Annotated in this window: 17 protein-coding genes and 1 other annotated feature; of the genes, 2 read left to right on the top strand and 15 right to left on the bottom strand. The window is 37.8% G+C overall.

Annotated elements, in window-relative coordinates:
• Positions 1-700 precede the first annotated feature (700 nt).
• The 3 genes from WAK64_RS01115 to WAK64_RS01105 form a co-directional block, all read right to left on the bottom strand.
• On the bottom strand, positions 701-2,434 hold the full coding sequence (locus WAK64_RS01115) for a sensor domain-containing diguanylate cyclase (RefSeq protein ID WP_336585080.1): 1,734 nt from the start codon (positions 2,432-2,434) through the stop codon (positions 701-703).
• A gap of 41 nt (positions 2,435-2,475) precedes the next feature.
• Positions 2,476-3,789, bottom strand: a complete 1,314-nt coding sequence (locus WAK64_RS01110) for a bifunctional folylpolyglutamate synthase/dihydrofolate synthase (RefSeq protein ID WP_336585079.1) — start codon at positions 3,787-3,789, stop codon at positions 2,476-2,478.
• A gap of 151 nt (positions 3,790-3,940) precedes the next feature.
• Positions 3,941-6,586 (bottom strand): valine--tRNA ligase, encoded by a 2,646-nt coding sequence (locus tag WAK64_RS01105; RefSeq protein WP_336585078.1) that lies wholly within the window; start codon positions 6,584-6,586, stop codon positions 3,941-3,943.
• A gap of 50 nt (positions 6,587-6,636) precedes the next feature.
• Positions 6,637-6,872: a binding site (T-box leader), on the bottom strand.
• 137 nt (positions 6,873-7,009) lie between these two features.
• Between WAK64_RS01105 and WAK64_RS01100 the strand changes: the two genes are divergently transcribed.
• Positions 7,010-7,201 (top strand): hypothetical protein, encoded by a 192-nt coding sequence (locus WAK64_RS01100; RefSeq protein ID WP_336585077.1) that lies wholly within the window; start codon positions 7,010-7,012, stop codon positions 7,199-7,201.
• Positions 7,202-8,565: 1,364 nt separating this feature from the next.
• Here the strand turns inward: WAK64_RS01100 and ysxE are convergent.
• The 9 genes from ysxE to hemA form a co-directional block, all read right to left on the bottom strand.
• Entirely contained in the window at positions 8,566-9,606 is a 1,041-nt protein-coding gene (gene ysxE / locus WAK64_RS01095) for a spore coat protein YsxE (RefSeq protein ID WP_336585076.1), read from the bottom strand.
• 90 nt (positions 9,607-9,696) lie between these two features.
• Positions 9,697-10,095, bottom strand: coding sequence for a LysM peptidoglycan-binding domain-containing protein (locus tag WAK64_RS01090; protein WP_336585075.1), 399 nt, complete (start codon positions 10,093-10,095; stop codon positions 9,697-9,699).
• 27 nt (positions 10,096-10,122) lie between these two features.
• A complete protein-coding gene (locus WAK64_RS01085; protein WP_336585074.1) occupies positions 10,123-10,860 on the bottom strand; it encodes a hypothetical protein in 738 nt (245 codons plus the stop codon).
• Positions 10,861-11,024: 164 nt separating this feature from the next.
• The gene (gene hemL, locus WAK64_RS01080) at positions 11,025-12,314 is read right to left on the bottom strand and encodes a glutamate-1-semialdehyde 2,1-aminomutase (protein WP_336585073.1); all 1,290 of its coding nucleotides are present in this window, start codon (positions 12,312-12,314) and stop codon (positions 11,025-11,027) included.
• A gap of 36 nt (positions 12,315-12,350) precedes the next feature.
• Positions 12,351-13,331 (bottom strand): porphobilinogen synthase, encoded by a 981-nt coding sequence (gene hemB, locus WAK64_RS01075; protein ID WP_336585072.1) that lies wholly within the window; start codon positions 13,329-13,331, stop codon positions 12,351-12,353.
• A gap of 13 nt (positions 13,332-13,344) precedes the next feature.
• Positions 13,345-14,121 (bottom strand): uroporphyrinogen-III synthase, encoded by a 777-nt coding sequence (locus tag WAK64_RS01070; RefSeq protein ID WP_336585071.1) that lies wholly within the window; start codon positions 14,119-14,121, stop codon positions 13,345-13,347.
• The gene (gene hemC, locus WAK64_RS01065) at positions 14,118-15,053 is read right to left on the bottom strand and encodes a hydroxymethylbilane synthase (protein WP_336585070.1); all 936 of its coding nucleotides are present in this window, start codon (positions 15,051-15,053) and stop codon (positions 14,118-14,120) included. Before hemC ends, WAK64_RS01070 begins: the two co-directional genes overlap by 4 nt.
• Positions 15,054-15,067: 14 nt before the next feature.
• Entirely contained in the window at positions 15,068-15,898 is an 831-nt protein-coding gene (locus WAK64_RS01060; protein ID WP_336585069.1) for a cytochrome C assembly family protein, read from the bottom strand.
• A gap of 16 nt (positions 15,899-15,914) precedes the next feature.
• Complete coding sequence (hemA, locus tag WAK64_RS01055) at positions 15,915-17,252, bottom strand: glutamyl-tRNA reductase (protein ID WP_336585068.1); 1,338 nt, start codon at positions 17,250-17,252, stop codon at positions 15,915-15,917.
• A gap of 192 nt (positions 17,253-17,444) precedes the next feature.
• Here hemA and WAK64_RS01050 point away from each other — a divergent pair, with 192 nt between their 5' ends.
• Positions 17,445-17,930, top strand: coding sequence for a LiaI-LiaF-like domain-containing protein (locus tag WAK64_RS01050; RefSeq protein ID WP_336585067.1), 486 nt, complete (start codon positions 17,445-17,447; stop codon positions 17,928-17,930).
• 25 nt (positions 17,931-17,955) lie between these two features.
• On the opposite strand, the gene WAK64_RS01045 is transcribed toward WAK64_RS01050, so the two are convergent.
• From WAK64_RS01045 to WAK64_RS01035, 3 genes are all read right to left on the bottom strand, one after another.
• Positions 17,956-18,693: an amino acid ABC transporter ATP-binding protein gene (locus WAK64_RS01045; protein WP_336585066.1), complete on the bottom strand. Its 738-nt coding sequence runs from the start codon at positions 18,691-18,693 to the stop codon at positions 17,956-17,958.
• Positions 18,694-18,711: 18 nt separating this feature from the next.
• Complete coding sequence (locus WAK64_RS01040) at positions 18,712-19,359, bottom strand: amino acid ABC transporter permease (RefSeq protein ID WP_336585065.1); 648 nt, start codon at positions 19,357-19,359, stop codon at positions 18,712-18,714.
• 71 nt (positions 19,360-19,430) lie between these two features.
• Positions 19,431-20,213: a transporter substrate-binding domain-containing protein gene (locus WAK64_RS01035; protein WP_336585064.1), complete on the bottom strand. Its 783-nt coding sequence runs from the start codon at positions 20,211-20,213 to the stop codon at positions 19,431-19,433.
• Positions 20,214-20,252: the final 39 nt, after the last annotated feature.

Genomic DNA, 20,252 nt, shown 5'->3' with positions numbered 1-20,252 from the left:
ACATATATAGTATTTTATGTTATTTTTTAGCATACTCTTTTTCATTATATAAAAACTGACAATTCTTTCACTTGTATCTGACAAACTTAGAATAACCGTTCGACTTACTTCTTTACAAATCTGCAATAACATTTTATAATATTCATATGAATCAAAAGATTCAAACTATTCAAAGGGAGGTTAGATGGTATGGAGATTGCAATTGCTGTATTAAGTTTCATTGGTGGACTTATCCCTCTAGTTATCACGCTATTACAAGCAGTAAGCTAATTTGAGTCATTTTTTATGATTGTTGTTTTTGAAAGACAATGAACTGGAATCGTACATATTTTTATTATTCATTAAATAGTGAAATAACTTACATCTTGGCATTCAGTTTCTTTGCTTTGGACCCTTTAGAATTTTAATTCTTTTAGGGTCTTTCTTATGCTTCACTGCTAGCCTCCCATGTAAAGATAGATTAATATAATATAATGTTATCCTAAGTTAATCTCCATTTATTTTTATAATAATTAGTACTTTTTCACTGAGTGCTTATATCTCCTTAAATTGAGTACTATTTAATTATGGGGTGAATAATGGCATAGATTGTATGAATAGACCCTCTTTATCCTATTCTGATATATGATTCCTTTCTAATAAGGTCTCACAGAAAACTAGAACAATAGAAAAAAGTTCTATCTACGATGATAGAACCTTCTCATTTAACATATTCCGCAACACGATTTCTTCCAGCACGCTTCGCCCCAATATAAAGGGCCCGATCAGCGTGCCTAATCAAGGATAGCCCATCATCTCCATCATTTGGAGCAGATGCAATCCCTATACTCGCCGTTACTTTTACTTTTTCACGATTTCTATTTAAACTTAGACTGTTATGTATAGTAAATGGACGATTAGCAATTCCATTACGAATTTCTTCGGCTTTAATAAGCGCGTCCGACTTATTAACATCTGGCAATAGCACAACAAACTCTTCTCCACCATATCGCGCTACCGTTCCTTTGCTCCCAACAATCATCGTCAATCGAAGCGCGAGCTCACGCAATATTTCATTTCCGCTTTCATGGCCAAACGAATCATTAATTTGCTTAAAATGATCCAAATCTAAAATAATTAACGAAAGCGTTTTATGTTTACCTGCTAGTAATGCTTTAAATTCTCTATTTAACAATCCATCAAAGTAGCGATAATTATAAAGCTTCGTTAAAGCACAGCGTTCATTTTCTCGTTTTGTTTCTTCGTAATAACCAGCATTTTGAATGGCAACTCCAAAGTAGGAACATAATATATCGACAATCATTAAGTGGTATTTCTCGTATGCTTTCTGCTTTTCACTTGCAAGTAACAATACCCCTTCTACTTTTTGATTCCGAACAATTGGAACACACATCACACTTTCCACATTTTCAGGCATATACCCTTCTGCGATGACGGCCCATTCTTTTTGCTTACTGTAAATAACAGACCTTCCAGTTGCCCAAACTCGACCACTAATTCCTTCATTACGGTGATGAGGAGGAAGAGTATTTGGCATAAAGGCTCCTTTTTCCATTCTCTTCATTAATTCTAAGCGATTTTCTTTTACATTTAAGATATAACTATAATCCACTGGGACAATTTGAGTAATCCGCTGAAGAAAAACATCTAATACTTCATTTCTCTTTAATCTTTCCGTTAAATCATGACCAATTTCTACTGCTTTTTGTAAACTTTCATTCACATCCTCTGATGATCTATACATACTCAGTAAAAAGCTTACACTTGCAACTGGAAAGCCAATAAGGAAAAAGGAAATTAAACCAATTTCTTGATTTAGAAAATATAAATTTAGTCCAACAGGAAACATCGTTATCGTTGTAATGCTATCCCATACCATGTCTTCGCTAAAGAACTTTCTCTTTCTCCCAATTAAATGATGAAAGTAATACAGTAAAAACTGATTTACGATGACCCCCATTACTATATACACACAAGATGGCAAAATCAATTGAGAAAATTGTACAGAGCCTGTTACTCCCCCAAGGCCGTAATAGGTAAGTCCACTAATGATAGAAATAAAGAAGAACATTGTTGAGTTCAACGGATAGCGATATAAATCTTCTTTTTTCAACTGCAATCGCAACATTAATGGAATAATGGAAAATTGTATCAAAATAACTTCAAAAAACAATCCGTATTTTAAAAAGGCTGCAAAAGATATGGTTTGAATCATATAAACCGGTGTACCACTAATAACGATTGGAAGTAGTGCAACCACCGTTGCAAGTACAATAAATAATAAAATATCCAAGATATTTAATGTTGAAGGAGGAAAGTAAAGATAGGTTAACCAAATGCCGGTTGGTACAAGGGCTAACCATATTAACCATATGATGGTTGTTGCCTTTCTTGATACTGACAGCTTTACCGCCTCCTTACAATAATTCTTCATATTTTACCAATATTTTATCAAATTAGAAATTAATTGTCACATTAATTATTTTTATTTTCTAACAGTTTAACGATATATTCTCTTACCTCTGACAAAAAGTATAAAGATCCTGTAATGACTAACAAATCACTTGATGTCATTATACTTTGTTGTTTGACTATAAAATCTTTCCAATTTTCCGTGTACTTAACATTGTATTCGTTTGCAAAATCCGATAGCTGCTGACTGGATGGTGCTCTAGGAAAATCAAACGTTGTAAGTAAGAGTTGATCCGATATCCCCTTTAATTGATCAATCATTGACGTAATGTCTTTATCTAATAACGCTGTAAAAAGAATTGTCACTTCTTTATCTGAAAACTTTTCCTCAATTGTATTGCACAAAACCTCGACACCTTCTCTGTTATGAGCACCATCTAAAATGACCATCGGTTTTTTTATTACGACTTCCATCCGAACAGGCCAAAAAGCAGATTTAAGGCCTTCTCTAATGTGTTCGCTGCTTATATTCCAATCGTTTTTCTCATTTAATAATTCTATTCCTTTAATAGCCAATGAGGCATTTTCAACTTGGTGTCTCCCATGCATTGAAATAATTAAATTTTTTAAATCAAGAGTTTCTGAACGATAGGAGAATGCCTCTCCATTCTCTAACGAGTTTACATGTTTTGCAAAAAAATCTTTTTGTAACATAAAAAGAGGGGAAGCTTGTTTTTCACTAGTTTCTTGAATCACTCTTACTGCTTCGATTTGCTTTACAGCGGATACAACAGGGCGACGCTGTTTAATTATCCCTGCTTTTTCTTTTGCTATTTCCGATAATGTATTTCCAAGTATATGGGTATGATCAAGACCAATGGATGTAATGATAGATAATTCAGGCATTACCACGTTAGTAGAATCTAATCGGCCACCTAGGCCTACCTCAACCAATACAATATCTACCTGCTTTACAAAAGCAAAATAATAAAAACACATTGCTGTAATGATTTCAAATTCTGTCGGTATAATGTCCTCCTCTTTTTCGAGCTGGTCCACTAGTGGTTTTATTACATTCACAAGCTGGAGAATTTCATCATTATTGATTGGCTTTCCATTTACACTGATTCGCTCATTAAAGGTTTCAATATAAGGTGATGTAAAGGAACCGACTGTATAGCCTGCTTCTTGAAGAATCGACCTCATATAAGTTAGAGTGGACCCTTTTCCATTTGTCCCACCGATATGAATCGCTTTAATCTCACGTTCTGGGTAGTTAAGTTTCTTTAATAAAGCATTCATCCTTTCAAAGCCAGTTTTTATGCCAAATCTCAAACGAGAATGAATCCAATCAAGAGCATCATTATATGTTTTCAAGAAAATCAGCTTCCTTTACCATAATATAGGAAAGGACGAACCTAACATAAAGGTTCGTCCCCATTTTCTAAAAAGAGAAGAATTTTTCTGATAGAAAAACACTACAAAATGTAAGTCATGAAGCCTCTTTAGACAAGACTTCTATTTAATATTATTCGCTTTTTAGTTCTTCGATTCGAGCTTGAACGGTTGTACGCTTTTCGATATATATTTTTTCTTTTTCACGTTCTTCATCTACAACATTTTTTGGTGCCTTACTAACAAAGCGTTCGTTGTTCAGTTTCCCTTGTACACGAGCTACCTCTTTATTCCACTTTTCCAACTCTTTCTCTAAACGGGCAATTTCCTCTTCAATATTGATTAAGCCGGCGAGCGGTAAGAACAATTCAGCACCTGTCACTACTGCTGACATGGCTTTCTCCGGAGCCGTAATTGAAGAGGATATTTCCAGAACCTCCGGGTTACAGAAGCGCTCAATATACCCCGCATTTTTTTCTAATACAGCCAATACGTTTTCATCTTTTGGCTTAATCAATATGTTAATTTTTTTACTTAAAGGTGTATTTACTTCTGCGCGTATGTTACGTACAGAACGAATGATTTCTACCAATAACTTCATTTCACTTGCTGCTTGCTCGTCAGATAAATCAGCCTTCACAGTTGGCCAAGAAGCAACCGTAATCGACTCACCTTCATGAGGTAGATTTTGCCAAATTTCCTCGGTAATAAACGGCATAAATGGATGTAGCAAACGCATTGTATTATCCAAAACATAGGCCAAAATACTTCGAGTCGTTTTCTTAGCTACTTCATCTTCACCGTAAAGTGGAAGCTTGGCCATTTCAATGTACCAATCACAGAAATCATCCCAAATGAAGTTATACAGAACTCGACCAACTTCTCCAAATTCATACTTATCGGCAAGCTTCGTCACATTGTCAATCGTTTCATTTAAGCGAGTTAAGATCCATTTATCCGCTACAGATTTCTCTCCGGACAAGTCAATATCTTCGTACTTCATGCCATTCATGTTCATTAAGGCAAATCGTGAAGCATTCCAAATTTTATTAGCAAAATTCCAAATTGATTCAACCTTTTCTATACTAAAACGTAAATCTTGCCCTGGTGAAGAACCTGTTGCAAGGAAATATCGAAGCGCATCTGCCCCGTATTGATCAATGATTTCCATTGGATCAATTCCATTTCCTAGGGATTTACTCATTTTTTGCCCATCTGCAGCCCGAACTAATCCGTGTATTAGAACATCATCGAATGGACGTTTACCAGTGAACTCTAAGCCTTGGAAAATCATTCGTGAAACCCAGAAAGGAATAATATCATAGCCCGTTACCAGTACATCTGTTGGATAATAACGTTTGAAGTCTTCTTGACTTACGTCAGGCCAACCCATTGTTGAAAATGGCCATAATGCTGAAGAGAACCAAGTATCTAACACGTCTGTATCTTGTTCCCAATTTTCAATATCCGCTGGCGGGTTATGATCAACATGAACTTCCCCCGTTTCCTTATGGTACCAAGCAGGAATACGATGCCCCCACCAAAGCTGGCGAGAAATACACCAGTCGCGGATATTTTCAATCCAATGCATGTAGGTCTTTTCAAAACGATCTGGAACAAATTGTACTTTCTCTTCTGATTTCTGCAATGAAATCGCTTGTTCTGCAAGTGGTTGCATTTTAACAAACCATTGTGTTGATAAATACGGTTCTACAACAGCACCACTTCGCTCAGAGTGTCCAACCGAATGAAGATGTTCTTCGATTTTGAATAAAACACCCTCTTCTTGCAAGTCCTTTACGATTTGCTTACGACAGTCAAAACGATCCATGTTTGCATACTTTCCTGCTTTTTCATTCATCGTGCCATCTTCATTCATTACTAGAATGCGTTCTAAATCATGGCGATTTCCAATTTCAAAGTCATTTGGATCATGTGCAGGTGTAATTTTTACTGCTCCTGAACCAAATTCCATATCTACATAATCGTCGCCTACAATTGGAATTTCTCTTCCTGTAATCGGTAATATCACCGTTTTGCCAATTAAGTCTTTGTAGCGCTCATCTTTCGGATGAACGGCAACGGCTGTATCGCCCAACATTGTCTCAGGTCTCGTTGTTGCAATTTCAATAAAACCAGATCCATCAGCAAGCGGGTATTTCATATGGTAAAATGCACCTTGAACATCTTTGTAAATAACCTCAATGTCCGATAATGCTGTTTTCGTTTTTGGATCCCAGTTAATAATGTATTCTCCACGATAGATTAACTCTTTGTTATATAGCGTAACAAATACTTCCTGAACAGCATTGGAAAGTCCTTCATCTAGCGTAAAACGCTCTCGACTATAATCTAGACCTAACCCCAGCTTTTCCCATTGATTACGAATAAAGCCTGCGTATTCATCCTTCCACTTCCACGTTTCTGCAACAAACTTATCACGGCCTAAATCATAACGTGACTTCCCCTCTTCGCGTAGCTTTTCTTCTACTTTTGCTTGAGTGGCAATCCCTGCATGGTCCATTCCTGGCAGCCATAAAGCATCATACCCTTGCATTCGTTTCATTCTAGTCAAAATATCTTGGAGTGTCGTATCCCAAGCATGACCAAGATGTAGTTTTCCAGTTACGTTTGGTGGGGGAATAACGATTGTATATGGTGTTTTACTTTCTTCGCCCTTTGCTTCGAAATATTTCCCTTTTAGCCACCATTGATAGCGTCCTTTTTCAACCAAATTGGGATCGTACTTTGTTGGCATCGTCAATTCTTGATTTTCCATTTATATTTCCTCCTTCTTTTTCCACAAAAAACAAAAACTCCCATCGTCAATAAAAGGACGAGGGAGTGTGTTCGCGGTACCACCTTTTTTCTAAATAACAAATAAACATGCTATTTAGATCTTCATTGGCATAACGGTCATTTAGACCGGCTTCTACTAATTCCACCGTTTCATAGAAGCTGCTTCCGGGCGACCTTCTATTGGCTTGACTTAAGGAATGTTTCAGCAATTCATTCCTCTCTCTAAAAGCAAGTACCAATATACTCTTCCCGTTCAGAGCATTTGTGATATGTATATTTATAGTATATAAAAAACTTTCATAACGTCAATCATTATCCCTAAAAAAAATTGATTTTATACATTTTTTCTCCACTTCACGTATTTTTTCTCCGCTCATACACTAAAAAAAAGGAGGAGGAAAAGATGAGAAAAAAATACAACCCTTATCTTTTACACCCATGGCTTAAAACATTTCGAAGTATTTGTGCACAACTCATCATTCCATTTACCGTTTTCCAATTAATTAGAACATTTCTATTGCCTACCACATTTGACGTATTACTACTCTTAATCTTTGCTTTCATAGCAATAGCCATTAAATTTGAATGGATATAAGAAAAGCGGAGGAGGCCGTTCAGCGACGTATAAACTTGAGTCGCTCCGCACGAGATAAAGGAAACACGAAGAGCAAAGCGATTCGATGTTGACTTATCGTAAGGAGGAGTGCACAAGTTTACTAGGCGCTGGCCGACGGAGCTAGACAACATTAATGAACGAAGGCTAAATTCACGACGTCCTGTCGTAACGCCTTCATGACCTACTTCCTGTAGGCCTAAGCGGAGACGGGTCGCTCAGCAGCGACAGGCATTTGGCGAAGCACGCAGGAAATCCTGATTTCCGGAGGGGTTTGACAAATGACCCCGAGCTGCTACCCGGCGCAGCTAGACAACAAGAAATGCGGAGGAGGCCGTTCAGCGACGTATAAACTTGAGTCGCTCCGCACGAGATAAAGGAAACACGAATTTCGAAGAAATTCGATGTTGACTTATCGTAAGGAGGAGTGCACAAGTTTGCTAGGCGCTGGCCGACGGAGCTGGACAACAAGAAAAGCGGAGGAGGCCGTTCAGCGACGTATAAACTTGAGTCGCTCCGCACGAGATAAAGGAAACACGAAGAGCAAAGCGATTCGATGTTGACTTATCGTAAGGAGGAGTGCACAAGTTTGCTAGGCGCTGGCCGACGGAGCTAGACAACATTAAGGAACGAAGGCTAAATTCACGACGTCCTGTCGTAACGCCTTCATGACCTACTTCCTGTAGGCCTAAGCGGAGACGGGTCGCTCAGCAGCGACAGGCATTTGGCGAAGCACGCAGGAAATCCTGATTTCCGGAGGGGTTTGACAAATGACCCCGAGCTGCTACCCGGCGCAGCTAGACAACAAGAAAAGCGGAGGAGGGCGTTCAGCGACGTATAAACTTGAGTCGCTCCGCATGAGATAAAGGAAACACGAAGAGCAAAGCGAGGCGATGTTGACTTATCGTAAGGAGGAGAGGGCAAGTTTACTAGACGTTAGGCGCTGGAGCTAGACAACATTAAGGAACGAAGGCTAAATTCACGACGTCCTGTCGTAACGCCTTCATGACCTACTTCCTGTAGGCCTAAGCGGAGGCGCCTGATCAACGTCGTATAAACTTGAACCGCTCCGTATGAGATAAAGGAAACACGAAGAGCAAAGCGATTCGATGTTGACTTATCGTAAGGAGGAGTGGCCAAGTTTACTAGACGTTAGGCGGTGGAGCTAGACAACATTAAGGAACGAAGGCTAAGTTCGCGACGTCCTGTCGCAACGCCTTCATGACCTACTTCCTGTAGGCCTCCTATAAAACTTAATTAACCATAGAACAAGGGAGATTCATAAAAAGATGGCTCCCTTGTTCTATGGCTAAAATCAACAAGTTCATAGTAGATAGCTAATTTAGTTAGTCAGAAGTGGTCTCTTCTTGCTCCACAGCAGTTGCTTTTTTCTGTTGTTCCCATTCTTCCATCTTCATGACAATATACTCCGTATTTTTTAACCCCCAATATTGATGCTGAAGCTTCTTAACGTATTTTGCCTCATTCTTTTTTTCACGATGATAGTACTGCTCCAATACCCTCATGGTAAGAGAAGGGTAGGCGAGGTACCCTAAAAACAGTAAGGTTTCTTCTTCTCTATAAGGAAAATGTTGAAAATACGTTACTAACCAATCCACGCACTCATCATTCATTTTCGGGTAGGTGTGTAATGTTCTGGACAAAAATGGAATCAAGTCATGGAATGGCGAAGCTGTGCGAATTTCTTCCAAATTACTAAAGTAGCCCATTCCTCGCTCATCATATAAAAAATGTTCCGTTGACAATTTTCCGTGAATGATTACGGTACGGACCTTGTCATTTTCCTTAGTTTGCTCGTACCAGGAATCTAATTTTCTTCGTGCAAAATGAATAGATTGTGAAATCTCATTATAGTACGTACAAAATTGCAGTTCGAATGGTGACATATATACCTTTTTTTCACACCGATCTAAAAATTCTGTTAAAAATTCTCTCTGCTTATCCCATTTCTCTGTCATCATTTCATAATGCTCAGTACGCTCTTCCACATTAATCGGCTGCTCATTCGATGTAAGGTGATGAAAGCGAGCTAGTTCTCGAAAAAGCTTTTGGTGCTTTTCATATCGGTTTTCTTTTTCTTCATTGATAAGCCATGGCATCAAATAAAATAGCTCATTTTCGTCCCATACCGCATATCGTCCATCCATCGTTGGATATACGGGTACAATTCGATTATAGCCTCGCTGATATATATATTGAATGGCTCTTACAAAGTCAACACCCTTTTCTGCTGATAGTTTTTTTACAGCAAAGGTTCCTTTACTACTATATACTTTAAAAACTTTTCCAAAGGATTCCACAAAATGTGGCTCTACACCATAATTTGCTAATACTGTTGAAAGTTTTTTGAAGTGATTATTCTCCATGACACCACCCTCTTTATAGTATCCAATATTATTAGAGTGATTGAAATAAAGGAAGAGCAAGGTTTCCCCCTGCTCCCAATAGTAAGCTGTTTATTTATATGCAGGCTCATGAGGGATATATAACACTTGCCCTTCATATACATCTTGTGTAATTTCTAGACTATTTACCCTCAATAATTGCTGTACACTTATTTCATATTTCTCAGCCAAACAATCCAATGTATCTCCTTCTTGAACAATACACACCTTTAGTTTAGCGGAAGGCCCTTCATCTTTACGTGCAAAGAAATCTGTTAACGATATTGATTCATATCCATCTTTCTTTTTCTTCTTTTTTTCTACCTGCTCAACTACACTGCTTTCTTCCTCACTCTCTTCAAATTCCATTAAGGCCGATGAAGGAGAAGACTCTTCATCTTCAATATATATTGGATCAGCATGAGAACTACTTGAACTTGAGGATTCCTCCTTATCTTGAATGCCAAACACATTCGTAAACGGTGACTGTTCCTCTCTTTATTCCTCTCTTTGCTCCTCATAATGAAAAACTGGTGGTGAATCTTTCTGTTCAAATTGAACACTTACAGGGACCTCTTCATCTTGTTCTTGTTGTTTTTCCTGCCTAGCCTCTAAATAAAATGGTTGATAATCACCTTCTTGTGCTACGGTATTATCCGGTGAATTCTCTAGTTTTATTTCTACTTCTTCCTCTAGGTCTTCCATTTCAATTTGGACTTCGTCTTCAACCGCAACCCCTCGAGTAAGAGGTTCGAATACTTTTTCTTCTGTAATGTCCATGGCTTCCTCAGGTAATTCGCTATCAATTCCAGAAATCGTTAAATCTGCTGTTATTTTTAAACACGCGTTTTCTGGCACAACGTAATCAAAAGAATCTACAAATACGTCGATAGAATCTAGGTTTGTAATTCGGTTTTTAGGAATGGTTATATCAACTGGAAAACGATGAGAAAATTCACACTCACCTTGACTATTTCTCTCCACGATTGAAACGAGCTTTCCATATTTTTTTTCTTCTGACCAATCTTCATCCGTAGCATCACCATTAAAATCTCCACCAATATATTCTCCTGTTAACTCTAGATGTCCACGAATTAAAACGTATTGTTCTTGCTCTTGAAGCGTAATATGAGGGTCTAAAGAAATAGATCGTAGTTCTTCCACTTCCTGTCCTCTTTTAAACCAAACGGATTCCTCTAATGAGAACCTTAAGCAAGATGGCTGTCCTTGTATCACCAATAATCCTCCTTTCAAATCACACCCCTGGTATATCACTATCACTTTATGAAAGAAAAACTACGAATATGATACTGTTTATGCTGAAAGGAAAGAAAATCCCTATTCATTCGTAATGAATAGGGATTTTTTAATACATTGTTTATCAACGATGGGGAGAAAACTTATCCACGAATCGTTTTAAATGCTTGTTCTGCAGCATTAATGGTTTGAGCAATATCATCATCAGTATGAGCAGTTGATAAAAACAAGCCTTCAAATTGAGATGGTGGTAGAAAGACACCGTTTAATGCCATTTCACGATAATACTTGGCAAACAGCTCTAAATCAGACGTTTTTGCTTTTTCATAATTGTCCACTTCATTGTTAGTAAAGAAAATACCAATCATTGATCCTGCACGATTTATCGTGTGAGGAATTTCATATTTATCTGCTGCATCATGCAATCCTTTCTCAAGCAAGTCTGCTTTTCGAGTAAATTCCTTATAGGAATCCGGTGTTAATTGAATTAAGGTTTCATATCCTGCTGTCATCGCTAACGGATTCCCAGATAAAGTACCCGCTTGGTATATTGGTCCGCTTGGAGCTATCTGCTCCATAATTTCAGCTTTTCCGCCATACGCACCAACTGGTAAACCTCCACCAATTACTTTTCCTAGGCAGGTAATGTCTGGAGTGACACCATAGAAACCTTGAGCACAGCCATAGTCTACACGAAAACCTGTCATCACTTCATCAAAGATTAATAAAGCACCATTCTTCGTTGTAAGCTCCCTTAACCCTTGTAAAAAACCAGGCTTTGGAGGTACAACCCCCATATTTCCAGCTACTGGTTCGACGATTACTCCTGCAATATCCTCACCAAACTGTTCAAAGGCATACTTTATGCTTTCTAAATCATTATAAGGTACGGTAATAGTATTTGAAGCCACTCCTTCAGGTACCCCTGGACTATCTGGTAACCCTAAGGTCGCCACCCCTGATCCTGCTTTAATTAATAGGGAATCACCATGACCATGATAGCACCCTTCAAATTTAATAATTTTATTTCTTCCAGTGTAACCTCTTGCTAGACGCAAAGCACTCATCGTTGCCTCTGTTCCAGAGGATACCATTCGTACAACCTCAATTGAGGGCACTCTTTCAATCACAAGTTGGGCTAATTTATTTTCAACTACTGTAGGAGCACCAAAACTCGTCCCGCTCTCAGCAACTTTTTTCAGTCCATTGACAACTCTCTCATTCGTGTGACCTAAAATGAGTGGACCCCAAGACAACACATAATCGATATATTCATTGCCATCAATGTCATAAATTTTACTTCCTTTTCCTCGTTCCATAAAAATCGGATCCATTTCAACCGATTTAAATGCTCGAACCGGACTATTCACTCCACCTGGCATTAAACCTATCGCTTCTTTAAAAGCTTCTTTTGAATTTGAATATTGACGCATTTTATTTCCTCCAGTCAATCAGTATGAATTAGTAGCTCATTCTTCTCGTAACCATCTTGCTGCATCCTTTGCTGCATAAGTAATAATAAGGTCAGCACCAGCCCTTTTCATACTGGTTAGCTTCTCTAAAACGAGAGATTTTTCATCCACCCAGCCATTTAGTGCAGCTGCTTTTATCATCGAATATTCACCGCTTACATTATAAGCAACGATTGGTGTATTAAATTCATTTTTTACATCTCGAATAATATCTAGATATGATAGTGCTGGCTTTACGATTAGAAAATCTGCACCCTCCTCCACATCAGATTGCGCTTCTCTTAATGCTTCCAGTCGGTTAGATGGATCCATCTGATACGTTTTTCGATCACCAAATTGAGGAGAGCTATGGGCTGCATCTCGGAAAGGACCATAGTAACTTGAAGCATACTTAACTGCATAAGACATAATAGGAATATCTTCAAAACCAGCTTCATCTAATCCTTTACGAATGGCCGCAACAAAACCATCCATCATATTACTTGGTGCAATAATATCTGCACCGGCCCTTGCCTGACTAATCGCTGTTTGCGCTAGGAGATTTAAGGTTGGGTCATTTAGTATTTGACCCTCTTCTATAATTCCACAATGACCGTGAGAAGTGTATTGACATAGGCATGTATCTGCTACCACAATAAGTTCAGAAAATTGTTTTTTTATTGCGCGAATCGCCTCTTGAACAATTCCATGGTCATGATACGCTTGAGTACCAACTTCATCCTTCTCAGCAGGAACCCCGAAAACGATGACCGATTTAATGCCTAATGAAACGATTTCTTTCATCTCTGCTTCTAAATAATCTAGCGAAATTTGATAAACTCCGGGCATGGAAGGAACTTCATTTTTCACATGGTTCCCCTCTACTACAAAAAGAGGATAAATGAGATCTTCTGTTCTTAAGAAAGTTTCTCTCACTAACGCCCTCATATTATTACTTTTTCGTAAACGTCGATGTCGACGGAATTGTAGGTTATCCATATATTGTTACCTCCTATGTATGTTGATAATAATTTACGAGTGCTTTCATCATCTCTTCTATTGTATAGATGTTTGGAGAAATTTGCACAACTAAGCCTAAGCTTTCAGCTGTCGCTTTTGTCTTTGGACCAATACATGCGTAAACTGTTTCTGGGATACTTAAGCCACGTTTTTGGAGTGCCTTCATAAAAAAACGAACGGCGGAAGAGCTTGTAAACGTTATCGCATCAATCTTCTTGCTTGTTAATAAATGCTGAAGCTCATCTAATGAATTCTCAGGTGTATACGTACAATACACAATTAACTCATCACAACAAATGTGATGTGCATGAAAAATGGTTTGAATACTTTGACCTGCTAAAGACCCTTTTGGAATTAATACTTTATTTGGCTTCATATTACGTTGTACAAATTCATAGGCAAAATCTTCTGCTGTAAAATTTTGCGGGCAAAAATCGACCTTTATCCCCTTGCTCTGTAAGTAGCTTGCTGTTTTGCTACCAACAGCACCTACTTTCGCTTGTAAATTAGATAAAGAAAGAGAATAATGGCTAAGCGTTTGTTGAAAATAATCAACAGCATTCTTACTTGTGAAAATCATCCAGTCATATTGGAATATGTGGTCCATCGTCACTTTTTCTTTTCTATCTCTATTCGAACGAAAAGCAAGTAGGGGGACTGCATGTGCAATCCCCCCTTGCTTTTCAATATATTGGGCGAAGGAAACAGATTGCTCAACACTTCTTGTAATCAAAATGTCTCTACCACTTAAGGGTAAAGAGGAAGTCATGATTGATCAAGCTCCTCTTTCACCTGCTCAATCAATTGTTTGGCACCTTGCTCACTTAAAACAGCTGCAACCTGCTCACCTAACGCAACTGGATCTTTCCCTGTTTGTATTTCTTTATATATTTTTTTCCCATCTGGGGAAGCCACTAGACCTGTAAAGGAAAGGGTCTCGTCTTCTAAAATAGTCGCAAATCCCGCGATTGGCACTTGACAGCCACCTTCCATTTTTCGAAGAAAAGCGCGTTCAGCTTCAACTGATAGTTTTGCGTTTTCTGAAGTAAATTGATCAAATAAACTAAGTAATTCCGTGTCATCTTCACGACATTCTATTGCTAAAGCTCCTTGACCCACTGCTGGCAAGCAAATATCAGTAGAAAGGAATTCTGTAACAACTTCGGACGTCCAGCCCATTCGAGACAATCCAGCAGCTGCTAAAATAATAGCATCATATTCACCTGTCTCTAATTTCGCTATTCTCGTATCGATATTTCCTCGAATCCATTTAATCTCTAAATCAGGTCGAAATGCTAGTAATTGAGCGCCTCGGCGAAGGGAACTTGTTCCAATAACAGCCCCTTTTGGCAAATCGCTTAGTGCTACATGATTTTTAGAGATGATGGCATCCCGATGATCTTCTCGAGGTGGTATACATCCAATTGTCAACCCCGTTGGCAATTCAGCAGGCATATCTTTCATGCTGTGAACAGCCATATCAATATCCTTGTCAATCATGGCTTGTTCAATTTCTTTAACAAATAAGCCTTTCCCTCCCACTTTTGAGAGGGTGACATCTAATATACGGTCCCCTTTTGTAACAATTTCTTTAATCTCAAATTCAAATGGACCACCTAGATTCTTCAGTTGTTCAATTACCCATTTGGTTTGGGTTAATGCTAGTTTACTTCTACGGGAGCCTACTACAATTTTTCTCATGACGTCCTCCTTCATTAGTACCAAAAATGAAATGTCGATAATCGACTTACTAAAAAGAAATTAATTAATACAATTAAAAAAGCGGCTGTATTTAAAATTGCTAAAGATTTTCCGTACATACCCTTTCGCACACGCAAAAATAAGAAAACACTGTATACCACTAATAAAATAAATGAACTAATAATTTTCGGGTCATACCATATCACATTCGGAAGCTTAATATAAGCCCATTGAACACCTAGAATTAAGCTTAATAACAGCATAGGCACCCCTATCGCATTCAATACATAACTCATTTTCTCTAACTGAGATAAATTCCCTAATCGCCATAACCTGTGCCCCCACTTCTTCTCTTTTAATAATTTATGCTGAAGCAAAAATAATAAAGAAAAGACAAAGGAAAGAGTAAACGCTGCATACGAGAGAATCGCCATGGTAATATGTATAAATAGTAGCTCTGAAACCAATTGTTCCGCTAATGCTTCAGATTCCATTTGTACAGGAGCGAATGTATGAATCGCAATGATACTAAATCCTAAAACATTTGTAAAAAACACAGTAAAATCGGTACGTAATAGACGATTAATACTAAGAGAAAGAGTTAACAAAACCCATGCATAAAAATATAACCCTTCAAAAATAGTTAGGACAGGAAATCGTCCTGTTCGAAACATATAAAGAAATAAAAAGATTGTTTGAAGCACCCAAACAATCGAAAGAATCCAGAAGGCAAATTGATTCGCCTTCTGGTTTTTGTGAAGAAAGTCAATAAAATATAACAATATACTTAAAGCATACAGAACAACCATTAATTCATGTAGCCTTGTCATCATGTATTCAAACATGTTAACAAATCCTCACTTATGACTGAAAAGAAGACTGTGGTTGAAGAACCGCAGATGGCTTCTTTTCTGCTATTTCCGTTTGCTGGACTTGTTCCTCGATGTTAAAAATTTTCATAAATAATGCTAATTTTTCTTTCGCATCCTTTTCTACTGCTAATTCCTTCACTTGAAGAATAGGATCCTTCATCATTTGGTTAATAATCGATTTTGTATGCTTGTTTAGCACCTTTCGCTCTCGTTCTGTTAAATGTGGTAGCTTACGATCAATGCTATTCATTGTTTCTGCCTGAATGGTAAGTGCCTTCTCACGAAGTGCAGAGATTACAGGAACAACCCCTAACATTTTTAACCATTCATTAAAACCGATGATTTCTTCTTCAATCAACAAGTAAATTTGCTCTGCTGCCTTTTGGCGTTGAGCAAGGTTGGCTTGAACAATCCCCTCTAGATCGTCAATATCATAGAGGAACATGCTCTCGATATCAGCAATTGTCGGGTCAATATCACGAGGTACCGCGATATCAATTAAAAATAGTGGACGGCCTTTCCGTAAGCGAACGACCCCTGCCATTAAATCTTTATTAATGACAAAATCCTTTGCACCCGTTGAACTAATCAAAATATCAGCTTCTATTAAAGCACATTGCAATTCTTGAAGTCTTTTTGCTTTTCCGTTGAAGCGAGAAGCAAGCGCGACTGCTTTTTCGTACGTACGGTTGATTACGGTAACATCTTTTACACCAGATCCTTGCAGGTTTTCAATGGCTAACTCTCCCATTTTCCCCGCACCTAGAATGAGAACCTTCTTGGAATGTAAGGAACCAAATACTTTTTTTGATAGCTCAACCGCTGCATAGCTCACGCTAACCGCATTCGCCCCTATATCCGTCTTAGAATGAGCCTTTTTCGCTAAAGTAAGCGATTGTTTAAATAATTGGTTAAAAACAGTTCCTGTCGCTTGAGCATCTTGCGCTAATAGGAAACTATTTCGAATTTGACCAAGAATCTGTGTTTCACCTAGGACCATTGAATTAAGGCCACATGTTACTTTAAAAAGGTGTTCAACGGCCCCTTCTCCTTCATATATAAATAAAAAAGGCGAAAATTCACTTTTATCAATATTGAACCAATCAGAAAGAAACTCTTTTATATAATAACGTCCCGTATGGAGTTGATCAACTACTGCATACACCTCAGTCCGGTTGCAAGTTGATACAATTACATTTTCTAATAAGCTCTTCTTTTTATTTAAAGCAAGCATAGCATTAGCTAAGTCAGCTTCATTAAAAGATAGACGTTCGCGAATTTCGACAGGTGCTGTTTTATAATTTAAACCGACAACAATTGTATGCATGTAGAAATTCACCCCCTAAGTCAATACTGTTAGTATATCATGCTTGTACAATAATATTTTTCAAAAAATGTGAACAGATAGTGAATCCTATGATACGATAAATATGAATATATTCTATAAATGCTCACCTAAATCAGAGTAACAAAACTAAGTAAAATATTCAAGTATCATAACGGATAGATGGAGGAACTGATGAAAAAGCAACAAATATTCTCTTCTACAGTACTGATCGGATTTGGTTTTTTTTTCTACTTACAAGAAACTCAATTTGATGTATTTTCTGGTTTTTTTCGTTGGCCTACGTTATTTGTCATTATAGGTATTGCTTTTTTACTACAAGGGTATATAGGTAAACATAATGAATCGCTATTCCCTGGTGTGATTTTAACTGGATTTGGTCTCCATTTTCATGTCGTTGAACGATTGGAAATTTGGCCTGATCATATCGGTGTGTTTATTTTAATCATTTCGTTAGGTTTTTTATTACAAAATCAAAAAACAGGAACCGGTTTGTTTTACGGACTTCTCTTTTTAGTTATGTCTATTATTCTATTATTTAATGAAACACTCACCGAATCTCTTCAGTCTCTTGAAAACATAGTTCCTTACATATGGAAAATCTGGCCCTTCTTTTTTATCGGTATCGGTGTATATTTATTATTTTTTCAACGAAAATAAACAAGGAGGGATTCCCCCTCCTTGTTTATAAAACCGAATCCAAAAATAACTTCGTACGCTCTGCTTTAGGAGAATGGAACAATTTAACCGGTTCCCCCACTTCCACAATTTTTCCATCATGCATATAAACGACCCAATCAGCAACCTCTCTCGCAAATCCCATCTCATGTGTCACAACGACCATTGTCATTCCTTCATTTGCAAGCTCCTTCATCGTATTCAACACTTCTCCAACAAGCTCAGGATCTAGTGCTGAAGTTGGCTCATCAAATAGCATAATATCGGGTTTCATCGCTAATGCACGAGCAATTGCTACCCTTTGTTTTTGCCCTCCTGAAAGTTTTGAAGGATACACCTGTTCTTTATCCTCTAATCCTACTTTTTTTAGTAGCTTACGAGCTTCATTCATTGCTTGTTGCTTAGGCAGTTTTTTTACAAACATAGGAGCTTCAACGATATTCTCAATGACCGTCTTATGTGGAAAAAGGTGGAAATGTTGAAATACCATCCCTACTTTCCCACGAATGCCATTTACATCATGAGATGTTTCATCAATCTTCTCGCCCTCTAACAGAATGTTCCCACTGTCTTTTTTTTCGAGAAAGTTTAAGCACCGCAACAATGTACTCTTTCCCGAACCACTTGCTCCTATTAGACAAACAACGTCACTTTCATTTACAGTTAAATCGATATTTTTTAATACGTGTAAATCACCAAAAGATTTATTTAAATTTTGTACTTCTAAAATAACATTCTCTTTCACCTTATCCCCCCTAAAAAATTAGTCACTTACTGCTAGCTTATTCTCAAGTACTCGAACCACCGTAGAAAGAATAAATACGAGTACTAAATAGTAGATAGAAACAATTAATAAGTAGGTCATTGAATCGAAGCTACTTGACCCTAAAGTCGTCGCAACACTAAAAAGTTCAAACATCCCTATAAACGAAGCTAAAGAGGAGTCCTTTAATGCAATAATAAATTGATTCCCTAATGGGGGTAAGGCTCTACGGAATGCTTGAGGTAAAATAATTCTTCGCATTGTTAAGGAGATTGACATACCAAGCGAACGACCAGCTTCCATTTGTCCTCGATCAATCGATTGAATGGCTCCTCGAAAGATTTCTGCTATGTATGCACCATTATGAAAGGCAAGTCCTAGTACGACCGCCCAAAAATCGCTAATATTAAAAGTTGTTAAACCAAAGTAGAAAATAAAGATTTGAACAATTAGCGGTGTACCTCTTACAACAAAAATATATAAGTCTGCAATCCAAACTAAAGGTTTAATTTTTGAGATTCGTAGAAGTGCAAAAAACAGTCCTATAAACAACGCGATAAAGATTGCAACGACCGTAAGAAGAAACGTCCATTTTAGTCCAATAAGAAATGTGTCTGATGTTTCAATAAAAGTTTGAATAAATTCCATGCTCCCCCTCCAACGATAAAATATGACATAAATAAGGAGACGAATGTATCTCCATTCATCTCCTAGATACATTACTCACTTTCAGGATCTATTGTAATGTCTACGCCAAAATACTTTTCACTGATTTCTTTTAAAGTTCCCTCATCACGAAGCTCTTCCAACGCTTTATTTACCTTGTCTAAAAGCTCTTTATTTTTCTTATTCACGGCAATTCCTTGCTCACTTCGACCGATTAATTCACGTGCTTCGATCGCTAACCCTGCCCCAATCGCTTCCTTCCCCGTAATAAAATCTGTTATAACTGCATCATGTTTTCCTTTATTTAATGCTTCAAGTGCAACCACATCACTGTCGTAACGCTGGATTTTATCTGTCACTTCAGCCGCGAATTCTTCATAAGTCGACCCTTTTGACACGGCAATTTCCTTTCCTTCGAGTTCTTCTAATGTTTTCACACCACTTTCAGGTCGAACAAATAGCTGTGGTCCTGAATAGTAGTACGGTGATGTAAAACTTACTTGCTCTAAACGTTCTTCTGTTATAGTATGACTTGCTACGGCTGCATCAAATCGACCGGACTTTACTCCTTCAACGATTCCTGCAAATTTAAACTTCTTTTGTTCTGGCTCTAGCTCTAGCTTCTCAGCTATTGCTTCTGCCACATCAATATCAAATCCCGTCATAGAACCGTCATCGCTTGTCTCACTAAATGGAGCAAACTCACCAGATGCAGCAAAAATAAACTTTCCATCCTTCACTAATTCCGAACCATCTTCACCAGTTGTTTTGCTTCCACAAGCACTTAATATCGCTATTAATCCTACTACGAATAAAACATAAATCCTATTCTTCATCCTACTCCCTTCCTTTCTAATGTAATGTAAATCTACTCT

It is taken from the genome of Bacillus spongiae (assembly GCF_037120725.1).
Taxonomy (GTDB): Bacteria; Bacillota; Bacilli; order Bacillales; family Bacillaceae_K; genus Bacillus_CI; species Bacillus_CI spongiae.
Note: the sequence above shows the minus strand (reverse complement) of the source record. Positions and strands in the feature narration are given on the sequence as shown.

Bases quoted from the DNA above. Each gene is read 5' to 3' on its own strand.
- WAK64_RS01050 (WP_336585067.1), top strand. From the start codon at position 17,445: ATGAAAAAGCAACAAATATTCTCTTCTACAGTACTGATCGGATTTGGT.
- WAK64_RS01070 (WP_336585071.1), bottom strand. From the start codon at position 14,121: ATGACTTCCTCTTTACCCTTAAGTGGTAGAGACATTTTGATTACAAGA.
- hemC (WP_336585070.1), bottom strand. From the start codon at position 15,053: ATGAGAAAAATTGTAGTAGGCTCCCGTAGAAGTAAACTAGCATTAACC.
- WAK64_RS01105 (WP_336585078.1), bottom strand. From the start codon at position 6,586: ATGGAAAATCAAGAATTGACGATGCCAACAAAGTACGATCCCAATTTG.
- hemL (WP_336585073.1), bottom strand. From the start codon at position 12,314: ATGCGTCAATATTCAAATTCAAAAGAAGCTTTTAAAGAAGCGATAGGT.
- WAK64_RS01060 (WP_336585069.1), bottom strand. From the start codon at position 15,898: ATGTTTGAATACATGATGACAAGGCTACATGAATTAATGGTTGTTCTG.
- WAK64_RS01035 (WP_336585064.1), bottom strand. From the start codon at position 20,213: ATGAAGAATAGGATTTATGTTTTATTCGTAGTAGGATTAATAGCGATA.
- hemA (WP_336585068.1), bottom strand. From the start codon at position 17,252: ATGCATACAATTGTTGTCGGTTTAAATTATAAAACAGCACCTGTCGAA.
- hemB (WP_336585072.1), bottom strand. From the start codon at position 13,331: ATGGATAACCTACAATTCCGTCGACATCGACGTTTACGAAAAAGTAAT.
- WAK64_RS01100 (WP_336585077.1), top strand. From the start codon at position 7,010: ATGAGAAAAAAATACAACCCTTATCTTTTACACCCATGGCTTAAAACA.
- ysxE (WP_336585076.1), bottom strand. From the start codon at position 9,606: ATGGAGAATAATCACTTCAAAAAACTTTCAACAGTATTAGCAAATTAT.
- WAK64_RS01040 (WP_336585065.1), bottom strand. From the start codon at position 19,359: ATGGAATTTATTCAAACTTTTATTGAAACATCAGACACATTTCTTATT.
- WAK64_RS01115 (WP_336585080.1), bottom strand. From the start codon at position 2,434: ATGAAGAATTATTGTAAGGAGGCGGTAAAGCTGTCAGTATCAAGAAAG.